This window comes from Enterobacter hormaechei ATCC 49162 (assembly GCF_001875655.1).
Classification (GTDB): domain Bacteria; phylum Pseudomonadota; class Gammaproteobacteria; order Enterobacterales; family Enterobacteriaceae; genus Enterobacter; species Enterobacter hormaechei.
The window spans coordinates 1,912,163-1,930,968 of the sequence record NZ_MKEQ01000001.1; the positions used below are offsets into that span (position 1 = coordinate 1,912,163).

At 56.3% G+C, this 18,806-nt stretch carries 21 protein-coding genes and 2 pseudogenes; 16 read left to right on the plus strand and 7 right to left on the minus strand.

The window, feature by feature from the left end:
- Positions 1-210: 210 nt before the first annotated feature.
- Both BH712_RS09665 and BH712_RS09670 read right to left on the minus strand, forming a co-directional pair.
- Positions 211-555: pseudogene (locus BH712_RS09665) on the minus strand (GNAT family N-acetyltransferase); the annotation flags it as partial.
- A gap of 9 nt (positions 556-564) precedes the next feature.
- A protein-coding gene (locus tag BH712_RS09670) for an IS3-like element ISEc52 family transposase (protein WP_108454466.1) occupies positions 565-1,733 on the minus strand; the annotation gives its coding sequence in 2 pieces (ribosomal slippage) (positions 565-1,484 and positions 1,484-1,733; 1,170 coding nt in all).
- A 68-nt stretch (positions 1,734-1,801) separates the two neighbouring features.
- On the opposite strand from BH712_RS09670, the pseudogene BH712_RS09685 reads away from it, so the two are divergent.
- From BH712_RS09685 to BH712_RS09745, 13 genes and pseudogenes are all read left to right on the plus strand, one after another.
- A pseudogene (locus tag BH712_RS09685) lies at positions 1,802-2,140 on the plus strand (LysR substrate-binding domain-containing protein); the annotation flags it as partial.
- 328 nt (positions 2,141-2,468) lie between these two features.
- Positions 2,469-3,332, plus strand: a complete 864-nt coding sequence (locus tag BH712_RS09690) for a GTPase family protein (RefSeq protein WP_001065553.1) — start codon at positions 2,469-2,471, stop codon at positions 3,330-3,332.
- A gap of 91 nt (positions 3,333-3,423) precedes the next feature.
- Positions 3,424-4,245, plus strand: a complete 822-nt coding sequence (locus BH712_RS09695) for a DUF932 domain-containing protein (protein ID WP_000197389.1) — start codon at positions 3,424-3,426, stop codon at positions 4,243-4,245.
- A 216-nt stretch (positions 4,246-4,461) separates the two neighbouring features.
- Positions 4,462-5,163 (plus strand): DeoR family transcriptional regulator, encoded by a 702-nt coding sequence (locus BH712_RS09700; RefSeq protein ID WP_006812588.1) that lies wholly within the window; start codon positions 4,462-4,464, stop codon positions 5,161-5,163.
- Between the two features lie 40 nt (positions 5,164-5,203).
- Positions 5,204-5,440 carry a protein YpjK gene (gene ypjK / locus BH712_RS09705; protein WP_001144031.1) on the plus strand — a complete coding sequence of 79 codons (237 nt, stop codon included), beginning with the start codon at positions 5,204-5,206 and terminating at the stop codon, positions 5,438-5,440.
- Entirely contained in the window at positions 5,440-5,883 is a 444-nt protein-coding gene (locus tag BH712_RS09710; protein WP_071850045.1) for a YfjS/YafY family lipoprotein, read from the plus strand. Before ypjK ends, BH712_RS09710 begins: the two co-directional genes overlap by 1 nt.
- Before the next feature lie 23 nt (positions 5,884-5,906).
- Entirely contained in the window at positions 5,907-6,374 is a 468-nt protein-coding gene (gene ykfB, locus BH712_RS09715) for a protein YkfB (protein ID WP_001581459.1), read from the plus strand.
- Positions 6,375-6,450: 76 nt separating this feature from the next.
- Positions 6,451-6,690, plus strand: a complete 240-nt coding sequence (locus tag BH712_RS09720; RefSeq protein ID WP_000194654.1) for a DUF905 domain-containing protein — start codon at positions 6,451-6,453, stop codon at positions 6,688-6,690.
- A gap of 97 nt (positions 6,691-6,787) precedes the next feature.
- On the plus strand, positions 6,788-7,246 hold the full coding sequence (locus tag BH712_RS09725; RefSeq protein ID WP_000211838.1) for an antirestriction protein: 459 nt from the start codon (positions 6,788-6,790) through the stop codon (positions 7,244-7,246).
- 15 nt (positions 7,247-7,261) lie between these two features.
- Positions 7,262-7,738 carry a JAB domain-containing protein gene (locus tag BH712_RS09730; RefSeq protein ID WP_000811693.1) on the plus strand — a complete coding sequence of 159 codons (477 nt, stop codon included), beginning with the start codon at positions 7,262-7,264 and terminating at the stop codon, positions 7,736-7,738.
- Between the two features lie 8 nt (positions 7,739-7,746).
- Complete coding sequence (locus tag BH712_RS09735) at positions 7,747-7,968, plus strand: DUF987 domain-containing protein (RefSeq protein WP_000691994.1); 222 nt, start codon at positions 7,747-7,749, stop codon at positions 7,966-7,968.
- An 18-nt stretch (positions 7,969-7,986) separates the two neighbouring features.
- Entirely contained in the window at positions 7,987-8,304 is a 318-nt protein-coding gene (yafW, locus tag BH712_RS09740) for a type IV toxin-antitoxin system antitoxin YafW (RefSeq protein ID WP_000070396.1), read from the plus strand.
- Positions 8,305-8,324: 20 nt separating this feature from the next.
- Positions 8,325-8,654, plus strand: coding sequence for a toxin (locus BH712_RS09745; protein WP_001581456.1), 330 nt, complete (start codon positions 8,325-8,327; stop codon positions 8,652-8,654).
- Positions 8,655-9,004: 350 nt separating this feature from the next.
- Here the strand turns inward: BH712_RS09745 and BH712_RS09750 are convergent, their stop codons facing one another.
- The 5 genes from BH712_RS09750 to BH712_RS09770 form a co-directional block, all read right to left on the minus strand.
- A complete protein-coding gene (locus BH712_RS09750; protein WP_001581455.1) occupies positions 9,005-9,862 on the minus strand; it encodes a DeoR/GlpR family DNA-binding transcription regulator in 858 nt (285 codons plus the stop codon).
- A gap of 130 nt (positions 9,863-9,992) precedes the next feature.
- Entirely contained in the window at positions 9,993-10,943 is a 951-nt protein-coding gene (locus BH712_RS09755; RefSeq protein ID WP_001581454.1) for a D-ribose ABC transporter substrate-binding protein, read from the minus strand.
- 88 nt (positions 10,944-11,031) lie between these two features.
- Positions 11,032-12,093 (minus strand): ABC transporter permease, encoded by a 1,062-nt coding sequence (locus tag BH712_RS09760; protein ID WP_001581452.1) that lies wholly within the window; start codon positions 12,091-12,093, stop codon positions 11,032-11,034.
- A gap of 23 nt (positions 12,094-12,116) precedes the next feature.
- Complete coding sequence (locus BH712_RS09765; protein WP_001581451.1) at positions 12,117-13,655, minus strand: sugar ABC transporter ATP-binding protein; 1,539 nt, start codon at positions 13,653-13,655, stop codon at positions 12,117-12,119.
- The gene (locus BH712_RS09770) at positions 13,652-14,260 is read right to left on the minus strand and encodes a DUF2291 family protein (RefSeq protein WP_006809989.1); all 609 of its coding nucleotides are present in this window, start codon (positions 14,258-14,260) and stop codon (positions 13,652-13,654) included. The genes BH712_RS09765 and BH712_RS09770 overlap by 4 nt, the downstream gene beginning before the upstream one ends.
- A gap of 477 nt (positions 14,261-14,737) precedes the next feature.
- On the opposite strand from BH712_RS09770, the gene BH712_RS09775 reads away from it, so the two are divergent.
- Genes BH712_RS09775 through BH712_RS09785 form a run of 3 tightly spaced genes read left to right on the plus strand, consistent with a single transcriptional unit; the run spans position 14,738 to position 18,790 of the window.
- Positions 14,738-16,303: an FGGY-family carbohydrate kinase gene (locus tag BH712_RS09775; RefSeq protein WP_006809990.1), complete on the plus strand. Its 1,566-nt coding sequence runs from the start codon at positions 14,738-14,740 to the stop codon at positions 16,301-16,303.
- A gap of 20 nt (positions 16,304-16,323) precedes the next feature.
- Positions 16,324-17,847, plus strand: a complete 1,524-nt coding sequence (locus BH712_RS09780; RefSeq protein WP_001581448.1) for a glycerol-3-phosphate dehydrogenase — start codon at positions 16,324-16,326, stop codon at positions 17,845-17,847.
- 10 nt (positions 17,848-17,857) lie between these two features.
- Complete coding sequence (locus BH712_RS09785) at positions 17,858-18,790, plus strand: sugar phosphate isomerase/epimerase family protein (protein ID WP_001581447.1); 933 nt, start codon at positions 17,858-17,860, stop codon at positions 18,788-18,790.
- Positions 18,791-18,806 lie beyond the last annotated feature (16 nt).

Genomic DNA, 18,806 nt, shown 5'->3' on the forward strand with positions numbered 1-18,806 from the left:
TTGGAATGCTAATCGCAAAATGATACCCGGAATGACTAGGTTCATAAACGAGATAGCGCAAAGAAGTGGAAGATGGGCTATGGCTAAGTTGACATTAAGTTCCGGGCCTCAAGCAGACGTCTCAACGTTGTCTCGCGAATATGCCAAATTATTCCGCAGCAGATGCTCAGCCCTACGGATTGACAGTCTATATTACTCTCCAAACAGTCTTCATTTACCTTCGGTTTTACGATACATGTCTGGTCGGTTGATCTGCCAGACAAAGTCTGGTCGGTTCAACGGGAGATACCCCATTTTCTGGTATAGCCAAGGGGCGCTGTCAGTGACCAGCATTATCCGTCGCAGGCGTGACATCAATGGATGGGCGTGACAGCATTCAATCAACCAACGACCGAGGCCACTTTTCTGATAGTCGTTCAGCACGTAGACGTCGCACAAATAACCAAAAGTGGCAAAGTCTGTCACCAGACGGGCGAAACCGATCTGTCTTGTGCCATCCAGTAGGCCAAAACAAAGGCTGTTCTGGATAGATACACTGACCGTTTCTATATCAATATGAAGTGGTCAACAAAAACTGGCCACCGCGTTAGAGTTTTTCCAGTATCGGTTTTCTGATTCGTTTGGCGTTAACCCACCATTATATTCGTGCGGTCTTAGTGCGCTGTAATATCCAACGATATAGTCCGTTATTGCGTGAGCTGCATCGCTGAAGCTTACATAGCCCGTCGCCGGCACCCATTCGTTCTTCAGACTCCTGAAGAAGCGCTCCATTGGGCTGTTATCCCAGCAGTTTCCACGCCGACTCATACTCTGCCTGATCCGGTATCGCCACAGTAACTGCCGGAACTGCCTGCTCGTATAATGGCTGCCTTGATCGCTGTGGAACATCACCCCGACGGGCTTACCACGGGTTTCCCATGCCATTTCCAGTGCTTTCATGGTGAGCCTGCTGTCCGGCGAGAACGACATGGCCCAGCCCACTGGCTTTCTTGCGAACAGGTCGAGAACAACGGCGAGGTACGCCCAGCGCTTACCCGTCCAGATATAGGTCACATCACCGCACCACACCTGATTTGGTTCCGTTACGGCGAACTGTCGCTCAAGATGATTCGGGATAGCAACGTGCTCATGACCGCCACGCTTATACCGGTGAGTCGGCTGCTGGCAACTGACCAGCCCCAGCTCTTTCATGAGTCTGCCAGCAAGCCAGCGCCCCATTTGGTAACCTCTCTGGGTTGCCATTGTGGCGATGCTTCTTGCTCCGGCAGAGCCGTGGCTGATGCCATGCAGTTCAAGTACCTGACTGCGTAATACAGCCCGTCTGCCGTCTGGCTTTTCAGGACGGTTTTTCCAGTATTTGTAGCTGCTGCGATGAACCCCGAACACATGGCAGAGAGTGGCCACAGGATAACGCGCCCTGAGTTTCCCGATTATCGAGAACTGTTCAGGGAGTCTGACATCAAGAGCGCGGTAGCCTTTTTTAATATTTCATTTTCCATTTCAATACGTTGTAGCTTTTTCCTGAGCTCACGGATTTCAATTTGTTCCGGGGTAATGGGGGAGGCTTTTGGTGTTTTGCCCTGCCGTTCATCACGTAATTGTTTCACCCATCGCGTCATTGTGGAAAGGCCGACATCCATAGCGCTGGCTGCATCTGCCACGGTGTAGTTCTGGTCAACGACCAGTTGAGCGGATTCGCGTTTAAACTCTGCGCTGAAATTTCTTTTTTTCATTATGACACCTGTGTTGTTCTGAGGTGAGCATATCACCTCTGTTCAGGTGGCCAAATTCAGTAAACCACTTCACATTGATTCAGTGCGATGTGCAGTTGTACCAGTGGAAAGGATGGTTTGAGGCGAATAAGATGACGCCACCCAATAATTATGGCCTTCGATTTGACCGTAGCTTTCTGGCGATTGCTGCCGCAGTTGACGGCTTGGGAGTTGTGCTTGAATCAAAACTACTGGCTGAACGTGAAATCGCTAGCGGTAAACTGGTATGCCCACTTGTAAACAGTACCAGCGAAATACATTACATCGGTCATTATTTGGTTTTCCCCCAGCACCAGCACATGCATTCTGCGCTTGATGTGTTCAAAACCTGGCTACTGAATGAACTCAATCTGGGTAAAATTCGTTGATCATGTTCACATTAATCGGGGCTCTGAATTCAAAGTAACTTTATTACTAAGCATTATTTTGTGAAGGCTCTCACTTTTGCTCGCGGCTCCGAAACTTTGCTGGGTTGAGATTTTAAGGTGTATCACGGCGGCTCATACTCTCAATAAATCCCTGTTAGTAAATGCTGCTATTATAACTCATTCATTGCCTGAGCCAGCAGTCGCGCAGCTGCCTCAAGCGCAGAGGATTGAAAAAATCTTCAGATATATATCATCACTCTGAACATACGCAATTAACGGCGGAATCTCACGATTCTACCGTTTTTTATTATTTTTCAGAGGAGTAGTGATGAATAATTCTGAAGGTTTGAAGTCGTTTCAGCAATCGCTTGCTGATCTGCCGCAATGGGTATCAGAGCGGCTTCTGCAGCAAATTAACCAGTTAACTAACTACGAACCAGTGATCGGCATTATGGGTAAAACCGGTGTTGGGAAGAGCAGTCTGTGCAATGCCCTGTTTGCCGGAGATATATCACCGGTCAGCGATGTGGCGGCCTGTACACGTGAGCCACTGCGCTTTCGCCTGCAAGTCGGCGACCGCTATATAACGCTGATGGATCTGCCCGGCGTGGGCGAAAGTGGCGCTCGCGATACCGAGTATGCTGCGCTGTACCGTGAACAGCTTCCTCGCCTCGACCTGGTACTGTGGCTGATTAAGGCCGATGACCGGGCGCTGACGGTGGATGAACATTTTTATCATCAGGTGATTGGAGAGGTATACCGGCATAAGGTGCTGTTTGTTATCAGCCAGTCGGATAAGGCCGAACCTACCAGCGGTGGGGGACAGTTGTCCACGGCGCAGAAGCAGAATATCAGCCGCAAAATCTGCCTGCTGCATGAGCTGTTCCAGCCCGTCCATCCGGTGTGTGCTGTGTCGGTCCGTCTACAATGGGGGCTTAAGGTGATGGCCGAGCGGATGATTAAGTGCCTGCCACGTGAGGCCACCAGCCCGGTGGTGTCGCAACTCCATCCTTCCTTTCGCACGACGGTAGTCCGGGAACAGGCTCGTAGCGATTTTGGTGAAACCGTCGGGGCCGTACTCGATAGCATCAGTGCCTTTCCCCTGATACCCGCCCCGGTGCGGGCCGTCATTCAGGCCGTGCGCACCACGGTGGTGTCAGTGGCCCGCGCCGTCTGGGATTTCTTCTTCTGAGTATTTAACCCATCCCTGTTACTTCCCTGCCCCTGTCGCCGATACGACGGGGATCCCTTTTATTTGTTTTCCCGTTATGAGGAGTCTGCTTATGACCCGTCTGGCTTCGCGCTTTGGCGCAGCAAACCTTATCCGTCGCGACCGTCCGTTAACCCGTGAAGAGCTGTTTCGCGTAGTGCCCAGTGTATTCAGTGAGGACAAACACGAGTCCCGTAGTGAGCGTTATACCTATATACCCACCATCTCCCTGCTCGACAGCCTACAGCGAGAAGGCTTCCAGCCATTCTTTGCCTGTCAGACCCGCGTGCGTGACCCGGGTCGTCGTGAACATACAAAGCATATGCTGCGTCTGCGGCGGGAAGGGCAGATCACCGGTAAACAGGTGCCGGAAATTATTCTACTCAACTCTCACGATGGAACCAGTTCGTATCAGATGTTGCCGGGACTATTTCGTGCGGTTTGTCAGAACGGGCTCGTCTGCGGTGAGTCGTTTGGCGAGGTGCGGGTGCCACACAAGGGGGACGTGGTGAGTCAGGTGATTGAAGGCGCGTATGAGGTGCTGGGGATTTTTGACCGGGTGGAGGAGAAACGGGATGCCATGCAGTCGTTGCTGTTGCCACCCCCGGCACAGCAGGCACTGGCAAAAGCCGCCCTCACATACCGCTTTGGTGAAGACCACCAGCCGGTGACTGAATCGCAGATCCTCTCCCCTCGCCGCTGGCAGGATGAGAGCAATGACCTGTGGACCACGTACCAGCGTATTCAGGAGAACCTGATTAAGGGCGGGCTCAGTGGCCGTAATGCCAAAGGAGGACGGTCACATACCCGTGCCGTTCGCGGTATCGACGGGGACGTGAAACTTAACCGGGCACTGTGGGTGATGGCGGAAGCCCTGCTCACGCAACTGCAGTGACCGTTTAATGTTGCTGCTTTGTTAATATCGGACACCACCTGTCCGCATCGCACCGTGCTGACGGTCCTCACTCACCGAGGGAAGGCCTGTAACCCCCGCTGCCTCTGGCTTTTGCAGAAATGAAAAATAGTTTCTGTGGTGTCCATACCCTGTCCGACCCCCTCTTTAAAGTAATCACATCATTTTCAGTCAGTTAACTTTCACGGAGAACGTCTCATGACACAGGCAGAACGCCGCCATGACCGGCTGGCTGTCAGGCTGTCACTGATAATCAGCCGTCTGGTGGCAGGGGAAACGCTGAGTGTGCGTAAGCTTGCCGCTGAGTTTGGTGTGTCGGTACGCACGCTGCGGCGTGATTTTCGTGAGCGGCTGATGTATCTGGACCTGGAGTATCAGTCCGGATATTGCCGCTTACGCACTGCGGGCAGTGAGACGCAGATGGTGCCCGACGTGCTTATCTTTGCCCACCGCAGCGGGATGGCCGGTCTTTTCCCTGGCTTTGACCGTCGTCTGGTAAACGCACTGCTGATGTGCGATGAGTCTCCCTGCGTAATCGCACCCGCCAGTCCGGCTCCTTCGCCATCAGGCGCATTGTCTTTCTGGCGACTGATTCAGGCCATTACCGGGCGCAGGCGGGTGACTCTGATTGCCGAGGGGCAGCGCTGTGAGCGGCTGGCTCCCTGCCGGTTACTTATCCACCAGCAGGCCTGGTATCTGGTGGCAGAGCACGACGGACATATCGCCGTATTCTCCCTGGATGAAATCCATCTGGTTCAGCCCCTGCAGGAGACTTTCCGGCGTAACGACAGTCTGTGTCGTCTTGTTGAAGACCCGGGCTTTATTCAGTCCTTACCCCATTTTCGCTTTATCCAGCAGTCACTGCTTACGTTTGTTCCGGCCAACAGCTCACCAGAATAGCGCAAGCGTTGTTATCAACCCGGCAACAGGGAGGAGCCCTATGCCCGTTATTGCCATTATCGCCATTGTTGTCATCGTCATCATTCTGAACAAAACCGGGGTGTCCGACAGTCTCGCGGCCCTGACCCTTGCCACTGTTGCCGCACTGCTGACGGGAGGTGGCGCAGCCGGTGCTGCCAGTGTCGCGCTAACACCGTTCGTCGGCGTGCCGGTGGGTATTTTCGTGGGCATTTATGTCTTTGCCAAAGTGGTTCGTCTGATTTCAGGAAAAAAATAATGAAACGTAAAACACTGCCTCTGCTGGCGCTGGTTGCCACCACTATGTTTCTCATCGCATGCGATGACAGAAGTGATGACCTGAAGGCCATCAGTAAATTTAAGGACCTCACCCCACCGCGTTTCAGTGATGTGGTCAGCCACCAGGATGATGTCAGCGAAGAATGGTCACAGGTTGACTACTTATCCGGTCCCACCTTGCAGGTTTTACGTACCCGCCAGTCGCCCGATGGCTGCGAGGATGGCAGTTACTACTACCTCGTGGATATGCAGGAAAAAACCGTCCAGCCACTGATGAATGCGCTGTGTATTGCCGATAACATCAAACTGGAATACCAGGAGGTGACTGACCCGTATACCAAAGAAAAATACTTTGAGTACGCCCATGACGGCAAACTGATGGGGCAGCTACTGATACCCTCGAACCCTGACAATCAGGAATAAAAACAACGATAAAGGAAACAGAAATGACAATACGTTCACTAAGTCGGTTTGTGCTGGTGGGTGTACTGCTCGCGAGCTTTAATGCCTCTGCTATCCCGGGGTTCTGGCAGCAGGGTTACGGTCAGGGCAATACGGAATACAGTGTGACCGAAGCCAGCGGGAAGACGTTTACCATCAACTGCACAGGGAACCCGGACCAGAATGGTTTTTATCAGCATTCAGTCTTTCTTACCCTTGCCGATGACAAGATGGTCAGTTCGCACGATGACGACACTACTATCACCGTAGTGATGGATCACCAGCAGTACATTATTCCGTCCAGCCTAGGCTGGCGTAACGGCGATAACGCCTGGTTTGACTTCATCAGCAATATCTCTGAGGCCGGGCAGTTCGACGTCTACGTCAATGACCACAAAGCAGGGACCTTCACTGCGGACCGGAAGAACGCTGAGAAAGTTCTGTCCACTCTCGGAGACTGCAGCAACGACTGATAGTAGTATCTTCCCCAGCAAATCCACCCCGACAGCTAGCAGGCTGCCGGGGTTTTCTTTTATCAGGAGCCCGAAAATGACCCAATCCGTGTTGCTGCCACCGGGGCCTTTCACCCGGAGACAAGCGCAAGCGGTCACTACCACGTACAGCAATATCACACTCGAAGACGACCAGGGCAGTCACTTCCGTCTGGTGGTTCGTGATACTGAAGGCCGGATGGTCTGGCGGGCATGGAACTTTGAGCCGGATGCCGGTGAAGGTCTTAACCGCTATATCCGCACCTCAGGCATCCGTACAGACACGGCCACCCGCTGATCGCGAAGCATTTACCCGCATTCACCTCCCCGAACACACTTTATATCCCCATACGCCAGCCATCGCCGCTGGCGTTTTTATTGACGGAGACATACCCATGACAACACAGACGCAGCACGACCTCGCACCCGCTAACCAACCCGAATTTGAACTGACCGTCACGCCGGTCCCCGATGAACAGCGTATCGATTTCTGGCCACAGTACTTTGGCGCTATCCCGCAGTGGCTACTCCTGGAGCCGCATATCTTCGCCTGGATGGACCGCTTCTGTGAGGGCTACAGCGGTGGTATCTGGTCGTTCTACACCCTCAGCAATGGCGGCGCATTTATGTCCCCCGAGCCTGACAACGATGAGACATGGCGTCTGTTTAACTGCCTGAACGGTAACGATGCCCAAATGAGTGCAGAAGCAGCAGGTATTGCTGTCTGCCTGATTGCGTATAGCCACCATGCCTGCCGTACAGAATGTGACGCGATGACCGCACACTATTACCGCCTGCGGGAGTATGCCATGCAACATCCAGAGGCTCACGCCATTCTGCGTATTATCGACTGACCGAAGGAGCAACAGATGAAACAGCTTTCCTTTTTACCCGGCGAGATGACGCCACAGGACCGGCGTCTCATTCAGCGGGCGCTCAGGGCTCTGGACCGCCACCTGCATGAGCCCGGCGTAGCCTTCACCTCTACCCACGCCGTACGTGAATGGCTGCGACTGCATATGGCCGCGCTTGAGCGGGAAGAGTTCCGGGTGTTGTATCTGGACAACCAGAATCAGTTGATTGCCCATGAAACGCTCTTCACCGGCACGATTAACCGCACCGAGGTGCATCCCCGGGAGGTGGTCAAACGTGCTCTGCACTTCAACGCGGCGGCGGTGATACTCGCGCATAACCATCCTTCCGGCGAGACGACACCTAGCCAGGCCGACAAAACCCTCACGCAGCGACTGGTTCAGGTGCTTCAGCTGGTGGATATCCGCGTCCCTGACCATCTGATTGTCGGTGGCAGGCAAATCTATTCGTTCGCAGAACACGGTCTGCTTTGAGGTATTACATGAAAATTATCAGTAAACGCAGGGCAATGACGATATACCGCCAGCATCCTGAGTCCCGAATCTTTCGCTACTGCACCGGCAAATACCAGTGGCACGGTAGCGTCTGTCATTACACCGGCAGGGACGTTCCGGATATCGCCGGAGTCCTCGCGGTATACGCCGAACGCCGCCAAGACCGCAATGGGCCCTATACCTGCCTGATGAGCATCACCCTGAACTGACAATAGTGGAGAACTGTAATGAGCAACCCTACCAGGGGCCTGCAGCGGGAGATTACACTGCGCCTGGGAGCCCGTCTGGTGCAGGAAGGCAACCGACTGCATTATCTGGCTGACCGGGCCAGCATCACCGGCAAGTTCAGTGACATCGAATGCCGGAAGCTGGATGAAACATTCCCGCACTTTATCCGCCAGATGGAATCGATGCTGACCACCGGTGAACTCAGCCCCCACCATGCCCACTGCGTTACCCTGTACCACAACGATTTAACCTGCGAAGCCGACACCCTTGGCAGTTGCGGCTACGTATACATCGCCATTTACCCCACTCAGCGTTAATTACCTACACGAGAGCAAACATGAAAACTTTACCTGCAACAACTCAGCGGGCGGTGAAGCCCTGCCTGTCACCCGTGGCTGTCTGGCAAATGTTACTGACACGTCTGCTGGAACAGCACTATGGTCTGACAATAAACGACACGCCATTCTGCAATGAGGCTGTGATTAAGGAACACATCGATGCCGGTATCACCCTAGCCGATGCCGTGAATTTTCTGGTAGAAAAATACGAGCTGGTTCGTATCGACAGGAAGGGATTTAGCTGGCAGGAACAGACTCCGTATATTTCCGTAGTAGATATTCTGCGAGCAAGGCGCTCTACCGACTTGCTAAAAACTAACGTGAAATAAACGATTAAATACAGAGCAGACTAAAGGAAAGCAAAATGCTAATCTCACAGACGAAAAAGCTCCTGCTGTAACCTTCCCTCCCCTGCAAAAAACCTGACATTTTCTTTTAGGACCAACAATGGGACCAAAATGAAAATTGAATTGAAGGTTATCAGCTATTAAACAACAAGTTAAACAACCAATTCAGACTCCGCCAGCCCAAAATCCTTTGTTGATGGTCACCAGAGCCTGATACGAAGTCCTGAAAGCCCGCACGGCGCAAGCCCTGCGGGCTTTTTTGTACCTTCAATTTGACCTGGGAGGCTGAGGCCCCCCCCTCAATCCGGCTCGTTTAGGACTGGCGTAAAACCTCAGCGCTCCCCCGCTTTTCCCTTCATATCCGCCACCACCACATTCCCCCCCATATCCATAATTTGACGCAGCGTCGGTACCGGAATTCCCCGGTCAACAATCACCGCATCAAACTCGTTCAGGTGGGCAAAATGGTAGAGCGCCCGGCGCTCAAATTTAGTGTGATCCATCATCAGGATGCGCTGCTTCGCCGAATCAAACATCGCCCGCTTGGTCTCTATGGTCTCCGCCGACTGGTGGAAAACGATCCCATCCATCACCGCCGACATACTGACAAAAAAGACGTCGGCGCGCAGTCCGGCGATTTCCTGACGCGTGGAGTGGCCCATAAACGCGTTGCACCAGTTGTAGTACTGGCCACCCAGGCCGAGCAGGGTAATATCGCGAATATTGCGTAGCTCGTTCATCAACGTGAGTGAATTGGTGATTACCGTCAGCGGCGCTCTGGCGGGCAGAAAGCGCGCTATCTGAAAGACAGTGGTGGAATCATCCAGGAAGATGGCCTGCCCCGGCTCTAGGTAACCTGCCGCCACTTCGGCAATCGCCTGCTTCTCTTCAAGCTGACGGGTGGCGCGGTAAATGTCACTGGATTCCACAAGGCTCGTGGCCGTCGCCGAGACCACGCCGCGAGATTTATGCAATAGCCCGCGCTCCACCAACTCGTCAATATCCCGGTGGGCAGTCATCAGGCTGATATCAAAACGCTCGGTAATGTCCTCAATACGGATTGCACCTTCCGCCATTACCGCTTCAACAATCAGCTGACGGCGCGCCAGTTGACGAGCCTGACGACTGTCGCTGGGAAGGGTATCCGCCATAAACAGATTCAGAGAGGGGTCCTGCGGTGTTTGCGCCATAATCCGTCCATTAAAGAGAGGAATGAGTTCCGATCTTTGTTAATTACACCGTGTTAGCCATAGTTTAGCAACACGGTGTTTAATCCCGGGGTCGGCGTAAACGCCTCGCCCGGGCTACTCTCTTGCGAACTTAGTCTGCAAGCATAAATGGAGAGGTAATTTTCGCCGCGTTTTCTTTGGTGATTAACACGCAGTCAAACAGCTGTTTCTCTGACGACGCGCCGGTTTTGCCGGTCTTAAGGAAGGTGTCCGCCTGCTCAACCGCTTTAGCGGCAAAGGTCGCCACCGGCTGCATCACGGTATAGGCCAGCGTCCCCTCTTTCACTGCATCCACCGCATCCGGGGAGCCGTCGAAGCCGCCAACGGTCACCTGTTTCAGCTTACCCGCCTCTTTCAGCGCCGCAATCGCACCCAGCGCCATCTCATCGTTACCGCTGATCACCCCTTTCACATTCGGGTTAGCCTGCAACAGAGACTGCATCTTGTTATAGCCCTGGGTACGGTCCCAGTTAGCCACTTCACTACCTGTCTTTTTCAGATCCGGGTACTGGCTCAGCACCGTCTCAAAACCGTTGGCGCGGGTGGCGGCGTTATTATCAGACGGTGGCCCCTTCAGCTCAACGTAGTCGCCCGCATCACCCACCTGCTGCACCCATTGCTGTGCGCCAAGCGCCGCGCCCTGGGCGTTGTTGGAAACCAGCTGCGCCTTCGCCAGGCCGCTCTGGTTCAGCTCGGCGTTGATAATAAACACCGGGATATTCGCCGCGATGGCCTTTTTCACCGAGCCAACCGAACCGTCGGCGTTCGCCGGGTCGAGAATAATGGCCTTCGATTTATTGGTGATCGCGGTATCAATCAGCTGGCTTTCGGTATTGGTGTCGCCCTTATGCGCACTCACCTTCGCCGTATAGCCGAGTTTCTCAGCCGTTTTCTGCGCCACCTGGCCTTCCGTCAACCAGTAGGGGTTAGAGGGATCGTTGACGATGATGGTCATCAGCCCGTCAGCCCAGGTTGGTGTGGCGATAGCGGTAAGTGCCACCGTGGCAGCGGCCAGGATAAAACGCTTGCTGTTAAGGTACATAGGTTGTTGCTCCGTTATTTTAGGGGTACAGGTTACGGATTAACGTTGGAACGGAGACGACCTGGCTTCCGCCCAAACAGGGAATAGATTAACGTCGACTCCGTCCGTACTGCAGAGTGTTAAGCAGTACGGCAAGCACGATGACCGCCCCGGTAAAGACGGTCTGCCAGTAAGCAGAAACGCCAATGATCACCAGGCCATCAGAGAGAAAACCGATAACGAACGCGCCCAGCAACGTACCGCGCACGTTGCCGCGCCCACCGGTCAGCGCCGCGCCGCCAATCACCACTGCGGCAATCGCCGTCAGTTCGTAGGTGGTGCCCGCCGTGGGGCCCGCGGAGGTCAGCTGGGATGAGAGCACCAGTCCCGCCATCGCCGCACAGATCCCGGAGAGCACATAGACGCTGATTTTGACGCGCTTCACCGGCACGCCGGAGAGCTCAGCCGCCCGCTCATTCCCGCCGGAGGCATACAGCCAGCGGCCAAAGGCGGTGCGGCTCAACAGATAGCCGCAAATCAGCGCGGTAACGCCCAGAATCAGCACCCCGACCGGGACATTGAAAATGCGGTTGAAGCCCAGCCAGTCAAAACCGGTATTGCCCAGGGCGTCGCTGCCGGAAAGCTTGTTGTAGGTCAGGCCGTTGGTCATCAGCAGCGCGATACCGCGCGCGACATACAGCGAGCCAAGCGTGGCCACAAAGGCAGGAACCCGGCACCAGGCAATCAGCACGCCGTTGACCAGCCCCACCAGCGCACCCACCGCCAGCGTCAGAATCGCCACCGCCCAGACCGGCAGATAGAGCACCACGCCCAGCGCTTCCAGATTGATGCCCTGCATCATGTAGCCGGCGCACACCCCGGCAAGCCCGAGGGTTGAACCCACGGAAAGATCGATGCCGCCGTTAAGGATAACCAGCAGCATACCAATAGCCGGTAGGCCAAAGATCGCCACGTGCGAGGCCATCGTCAGGAAGTTCGCGCCGCTGAAGTAGTTCGGCGACATCAGTGAGAACACCGCGATAATCACCAGCAGGGCAAAGAACGCACGCCCCTCAAGCAGAATACGCGCCAGGCTCATGCTCTTAGTGGTGCCAGTACGACTTTTTACGGCCCGGGCTGGCACGGCCAGCTGCTGAGTTCTGTCAGTCATGGTTTTCGCTCCCATTTTCATCGTTATGCCACCAGGGACTCGCCGGAGGCCGCCATGATGCGTTCTTTGGATACAGAAGAGTCAAACACCGCCGAAATGCGGCCTTTGCTCATCACCACAATACGGTGCGCGATGCTCAGGCACTCCCCCACTTCCGAGGTGGAGTAGATCACCGCCAGCCCCTGCCGGGCGTTCTCTGCCAGCAGGCGGAATACTTCAGCCTTAGCGCCGATATCAATGCCGCGGCTCGGCTCATCCAGCAAAATCACCTTCGGATGCGTCGCAAGCATTTTGCCGATCACCACCTTTTGCTGATTGCCGCCGGAGAGCGAACCGATGGCCGCCTCGCCGCCCGCGGTTTTCACCGTCACGTTACGAATGCTCTCGGTAATCAGCGCCTTTTCCTTGCGGGTGGAAAGCGTCAGCCCGCGCACGAAGCGCCCGATGCTGGCGAGGGTCAGGTTTTCACCTACGGTCATGGTTTGCACCAGCCCGTCCCGCTGACGGTCTTCCGGCACCAGCGCCAGGCCGCTGGCAATACGCTCAGCAATGCTCAAACCCGAGACGTCGCTCTCTTCAATATGAATCTCCCCGGACGACTGGCGCAGCCGACCCGCCACACACTCCATTAGTTCAGTACGACCCGCGCCCATCAAACCGTAAATGCAGACGATCTCCCCGGCGCGGACGTCCAGCGACAGGTTATCCACCAGCCGGATACCGGCTTTCCCCTTCACCGTCAGCGATTTCACCGACAGCGCGGTATCACCAAAGTCGTAACCCGACGGCGGCGCGCCGAGGTCAAAGCTTTCCCCCACCATGTTGCGGACAATCCAGTCGAGGTCGATTTCATCGCGGCGGGCGTAGGCGGTCATCACGCCGTCGCGCAGCACCACCGCGCGGTCGGTAATTTCCAGCGCCTCTTCCAGATGGTGGGAGATGTAAACGATAGCTACCCCCTGGCTGGTCAGGTCGCGGATCACCTGGAACAACACCTCTACCTCTGCCGCACTCAGCGCAGAGGTCGGTTCATCCATGATCAGGATCTGCGAATTCACCGACAGCGCACGGGCGATCTCGACGATCTGCTGCTGCCCGAGGCGCAGGTTCTCCACCGGGGTCAGCGGATCGATATCCTCTTCCAGCGACTTCATCAGGTGGCGGGTTACTCGCGTCTCTTCGGCAAAATCGACACCGCTGGAGGTCATGATTTCACGGCCAATAAAGATGTTGTCGCGCACGTTCATGTTCGGCGCGAGGTTCAATTCCTGGTGGATTATCGAGATCCCCTGGTTGCGGGCATCGGTAGCGGAGTTGAACACCTTCACCTCGCCATTCAGCAGGATCTCGCCGCTGCTCGGGGTGATCACACCGGAAAGGATCTTCATCAGGGTCGATTTACCCGCCCCGTTTTCACCAAACAGCGTGGTGACTTCGCCACGGCGAATATCAAAGTTCACCCCCTTCAGCGCATGGGTTGAGCCATACACCTTGCTGACGTTTTTCGCCGACAGGATTATTTCTCCGCGGGTCAACGCTGAATGAAATTCACGCTGCTTCATTTGACCTCCAGGCTGACCGGGGTCACCAGCCAGTTATTAGGGGTGAGTAAGCGGAATACCCCCACGCCTTCGACAAGCTTGCCGGACAGGGCGGTACGGTCGAGCTTGTCGAGCAACGAGGCCTTCAGCGCCTGGTTAATCGCCGAACCCGCGTTCTGATACTCAATCTGGTTGGTGAAGTCACCGAACTGGATCTTGCCGGTCACGTCGCGCAGCTCGGTGCCGGTGAGGACCGGGCCGGTCTGCAGCCGCGCCTTCATCCCTTCCGGCAGACCTTCCACGTGAAGCGCAAAGATGCCCGATTTCCCCTCACCCACCGTGCCGGAGAAGCGAACCGGCAATACCGGCAGCGTGGTGCCGGTGGCGTACTTCTTCACCGCCTCCAGCTGGTTGACCTTCAGCGCGTTGGCAAGCTCAACAGCCTCCACCGCATGAGATTCGACGTAGCTTTTAATCCCTGGGAAGGTTTTCTCACCGTAGGTGCTGGCGGAGAACCCCTGCTCCTGTGCATCCTGCCCGGAACCGATTTTGACCACCTTGGTATCAATGGCCATGGCCGCCACCACTGCCGCTGCGGCCAGGCCACACAGCAGATAACGCCTCATACGGCGGCAGGAATGTAGGGTAGAGAGTGCGGAAACACCGGACATAATGTTGACCTCACAGACAGTTAGCACCGACGCTTTATTGCGTCTTGATGTTATAAATACGATAACTATATGTGATGAGAATTGTTCCTTTGTTGCACTAATGTCAATTTAGTCTTTGGGATTTTGTGTAGAACGCGATCTGGATCTAACATTTCTATACCATAACAATCACACCACAACCCCGCGCCAGAAAACCCCCTTCACGCCACCCATCCTGCGAACCAGGCGACAAAATCGTGATCGTCTTCGCTTTCCGGAATGAAATTTATTCCATTTAAAGAAAAATAATACAGCCACTATGTTAACTCTGTGATAGATGATGTATGACTGTATTTATCAAAACACTTACATCCAATTAACATTTCGGTGATGGGGTTATGAACACATTCACTCTTCTCACGCGAGGCCCACACCCGGCCAACGGAGGCACCCATGGATAACCGCGATATTATTCTCGGTCTGGACTCAGGCACTTCCGTGGTCAAAGCGGTGGCGTTCGATCTGGAAGGCCAGCAGCTCGGATGTGCATCGGCGCGCAACCGCTACTCTCGCAGCGAGGGCCACGGCGCGGCGCTGCAGTCAATGAGCCAGACCTGGCAGGATGCCGTTGCCGCTATTCGTAAGCTCGCCGAGCGCGTCGATAATCTTGCCGCCCGTGTGGTGGCGATTGCCGTCACCGCCCAGGGCGACGGCACCTGGCTGGTCGGGGCCGGGAACCGCCCGGTCTCTGATGCCTGGATCTGGCTCGACGCGCGCGCGGCTCGCACCGTCGAATCGCTCTCCCGCTCGCCCCTGTCGCGGATGCGCTTTGAAGCGACGGGTACCGGTCTGAACACCTGCCAGCAGAGCGCACAGATGGCGCACATGGATCGCTATCACCCGGAATTGCTCAACGGCAGCGAAGTTGCCCTGCACTGCAAAGACTGGCTGTACCTGAATCTGACCGGCGTGCGCGCGACCGACCCTTCGGAAGCCAGCTTTACCTTTGGCAACTTCCGCACCCGGCGCTATGACGACAACGTCATTGCCGCCCTGGGGCTGGAGCACCGCCGCCACCTGCTGCCTGACATCGTCGACGGCGTCGAAACCACGCATCCCCTCACCGCTGAAGCGGCCGCACTGACCGGGCTGAGAGCCGGCACCCCGGTCAGTCTGGGCTACGTCGACATGGTCATGACCGCGCTGGGTGCCGGTGTCCACACCGGCGAGGCCAATACCGCCTGTTCGGTGGTGGGCTCTACGGGTGTGCATCTGCGCGCCGTCCCTACGGAAAGCGTCTGGCTGAACGATGAGCAGACCGGGTACGTCATCCCCCTGCCGTGGCCAGGCTACGTCACCCAGGTGCAGACCAACATGGCCTCGACGCTCAACCTCGACTGGCTGCTGCATGTCGCCAGCGACCTGTTGAACAGCTTCGGCTGCGAGGTCGATCATGCCCGACTGGTGCAGCACATCGACCGCTGGCTCAGCGAGGCCAAACCCGGCGCGCTGCTCTATCACCCCTATATCTCCGAAGCGGGCGAACGCGGGCCGTTCGTCAACGCCGAAGCCCGCGCCAGCTTTGTTGGCCTGAGCTACCGTCATGGCTTTGGCGACATGGTGCGCGCCGTTATTGAAGGGATCGGCTTTGCCGCCCGCGACTGCTATCAGGCGATGGGTGGGGCGATGCCCGCCGAGCTTCGCCTCACCGGCGGAGCCATTCGTTCGCCACAGCTGCGGCAGATCCTCTCTGCCTGCGTCGGCGTACCGGTACGCAGCAACAGCCGCGAGGAGACCGGTGCCGCAGGGGCCGCAATGATGGCGGCCGTCGCCATTGGGGCTTATCCGTCAATGGCCCGCTGTGTGGAAACCTGGGTCAAGCCGTTACTGGATACGCCGGAAGCGCCGCCGCCTGAACTCGTCGCGCGCTACCAGCATCTCTTTGGCACTTACCAGCATCTTCGCAGCGAGCTACCTTCCGTGTGGCACACCTTACACCAGCCTGATGCAGGCCTTTAATTGGGTTAATGGAGTCTGTCATGAGCAAAAAAATCGTGGATCTGTTTATTATCGGCGGCGGCATTAATGGCGCGGGGATCGCTCGCGATGCGACCGGACGCGGTCTGTCGGTGATGATGTGTGAAAAAGACGACCTCGCCGAGGGGACCTCCTCCCGTTCCGGGAAGCTGGTACATGGCGGGTTACGCTATCTCGAGTATTACGAGTTTCGGCTGGTGCGCGAGGCGCTGATTGAGCGTGAAATCCTGCTCAACGCCGCGCCGCATATCATCTGGCCGATGCGCTTCGTGCTGCCGCATAACCCGAGCGATCGCCCGGCGTGGTTTATTCGCCTGGGGCTGTTCCTCTATGACCACCTTGGCGGGCGCAAAAAACTGCCTGGCACCCGTACGCTGGATCTGCTGCGTGATCCGGAAGGCGCGCCGATCCTCGATAGCTTCCATAAAGGCTTTGAGTACTCAGACTGCTGGGTTGACGATGCGCGCCTGGTCACCCTGAATGCCGTGGACGCCGCCGAGCGCGGCGCCACCATTCTGACCCGCACCCGCTGCGTGGCCGCCGAGCGTAAAGCCGGTGCCTGGGAAATTACCCTGCAAAATACGCAGACCGGCGAACAGCACCGGGTACGGGCAAAAGCGCTGGTGAATGCCTCCGGCCCGTGGGTGCTGGACATCATCAATGATGTGACCCGCTCCCACAGCAAACGCAGCGTGCGCCTGGTAAAAGGCTCACACCTGATCGTGCCAAAATTCTGGGAGGGTCAGCAGGCCTACCTGATGCAAAACCACGACAAGCGCGTGATTTTTATCAACCCGTACGAAGGCGATAAAGCGCTTATCGGCACCACGGATATTCCGTGGGAAGGCGATGCCGACTCCGTCGAGGCGGACAACCGCGAGCAACAATATCTGATTGATGCGGTTAACCGCTACTTCAAAGTGAAGCTGACCGCCGCTGACGTGATTACCCGTTTCTCCGGCGTTCGCCCACTGTTTGACGATGGCAAAGGCAACCCGTCGGCGGTCACGCGGGATTACGTGTTTGAGCTGGATGACCAGCAGCAACTTCCGCTGCTGCACGTCTTTGGCGGTAAAATCACCACCTTCCGTAAGCTTGCCGAACACGCGTTACAAAAACTCGGACCGTTCTTCCCGCAAATGGGCGCAGACTGGACGCGCAGCGCCCCGCTGCCTGGTGGTGAAATTCCCGGGGCCGACTTTGAGTCCTATCTGCAAACCCTGAAAGAGCAGTATGCCTGGCTGCCCACGCCGCTGCGCAAACACTACGCCCGGCTGTACGGCGCGCGTCTGCCCCAGGTGCTGGGGGGCGCGAAGCAGGTGGCCGATTTGGGTCGTCATTTTGGCGGCCTGCTGTATGAAGTCGAAGTGCGCTATCTGGTTGAAAAAGAGTGGGCCCAGCAGCCGGAAGACGTACTCTGGCGTCGCACCAAGCATCGCCTGCACCTGAGCGATGCCCAGCAACAGGCGTTCAGCGACTGGTTCACCGACACCTTCACCGTTCAGCCGTGCGCCCAGGCCAGCTAAGGAGACGACGATGGCACTCACCCTTTCGCTCAATACCAATCCGCTGGTGAATCGCTTTGCCGAACCTGAGGAGCTGATTCAGACCATCGCCCAGCGCATTCGCATCCGCGACGTGCAGCTGACGCATGAGTTTATCAATCCGGGCTGGCCGGCAGCGACCATCAACCAGATGACCCGACGAATGAAAAAAGCGCTGCAGGAGACCGGGGTGCGCGTCACCTCCGGGATGACCGGCCCGTACGGTCGCCTTAACCACTTTGGTCATCCGGACGCCAGCGTGCGCCGCTACTATATCGACTGGTTTAAAACCTTTGCCGATATCACCGCCGAACTGGGTGGTGATTCGGTGGGCTCGCAGTTCGCCATTTTTACCCTGCGAGATTATCAGGATCTCGCCCGCCGCGACGCGCTGATAGCTATCGCCATTGAGTGCTGGGCGGAGGTGGCCGAGCACGCGAAGTCAGCCGGGCTGAAGTATCTGTTCTGGGAGCCGATGAGCGTCGGGCGTGAGTTTGGCGAAACCATTCCCGCCTGTCTGGCGCTGCAAAAACGGCTTAGCGCGGAGCCGATGGCGCTGCCGATGTGGATGATGGCAGATATTGACCATGGCGATGTCACCTCCGCCGATCCGCGGGATTATGACCCCTACGCATGGGCCAAAGCGGTGCCCCGCTACTCGCCGATTATTCATATAAAACAGAGCATGGCGGACAAAGGCGGACATCGGCCATTTACATTACCGTATAATACCCACGGTCGGATCCAGCCGGAACCGCTGCTGAGCGCCTTCGCGCGCGGCGGTGCAGAGAACAATGAAATCTGTCTGGAGCTGAGCTTTAAAGAGCGCGAGCCGACCGACAGCCAGGCCGTTGCCGGTATCGCTGAGAGCGTCGCCTTCTGGGCACCGCATATCGACACCGGCGTGCAGGACCTGAACATTTAACGTTGCTGGCTCGGGC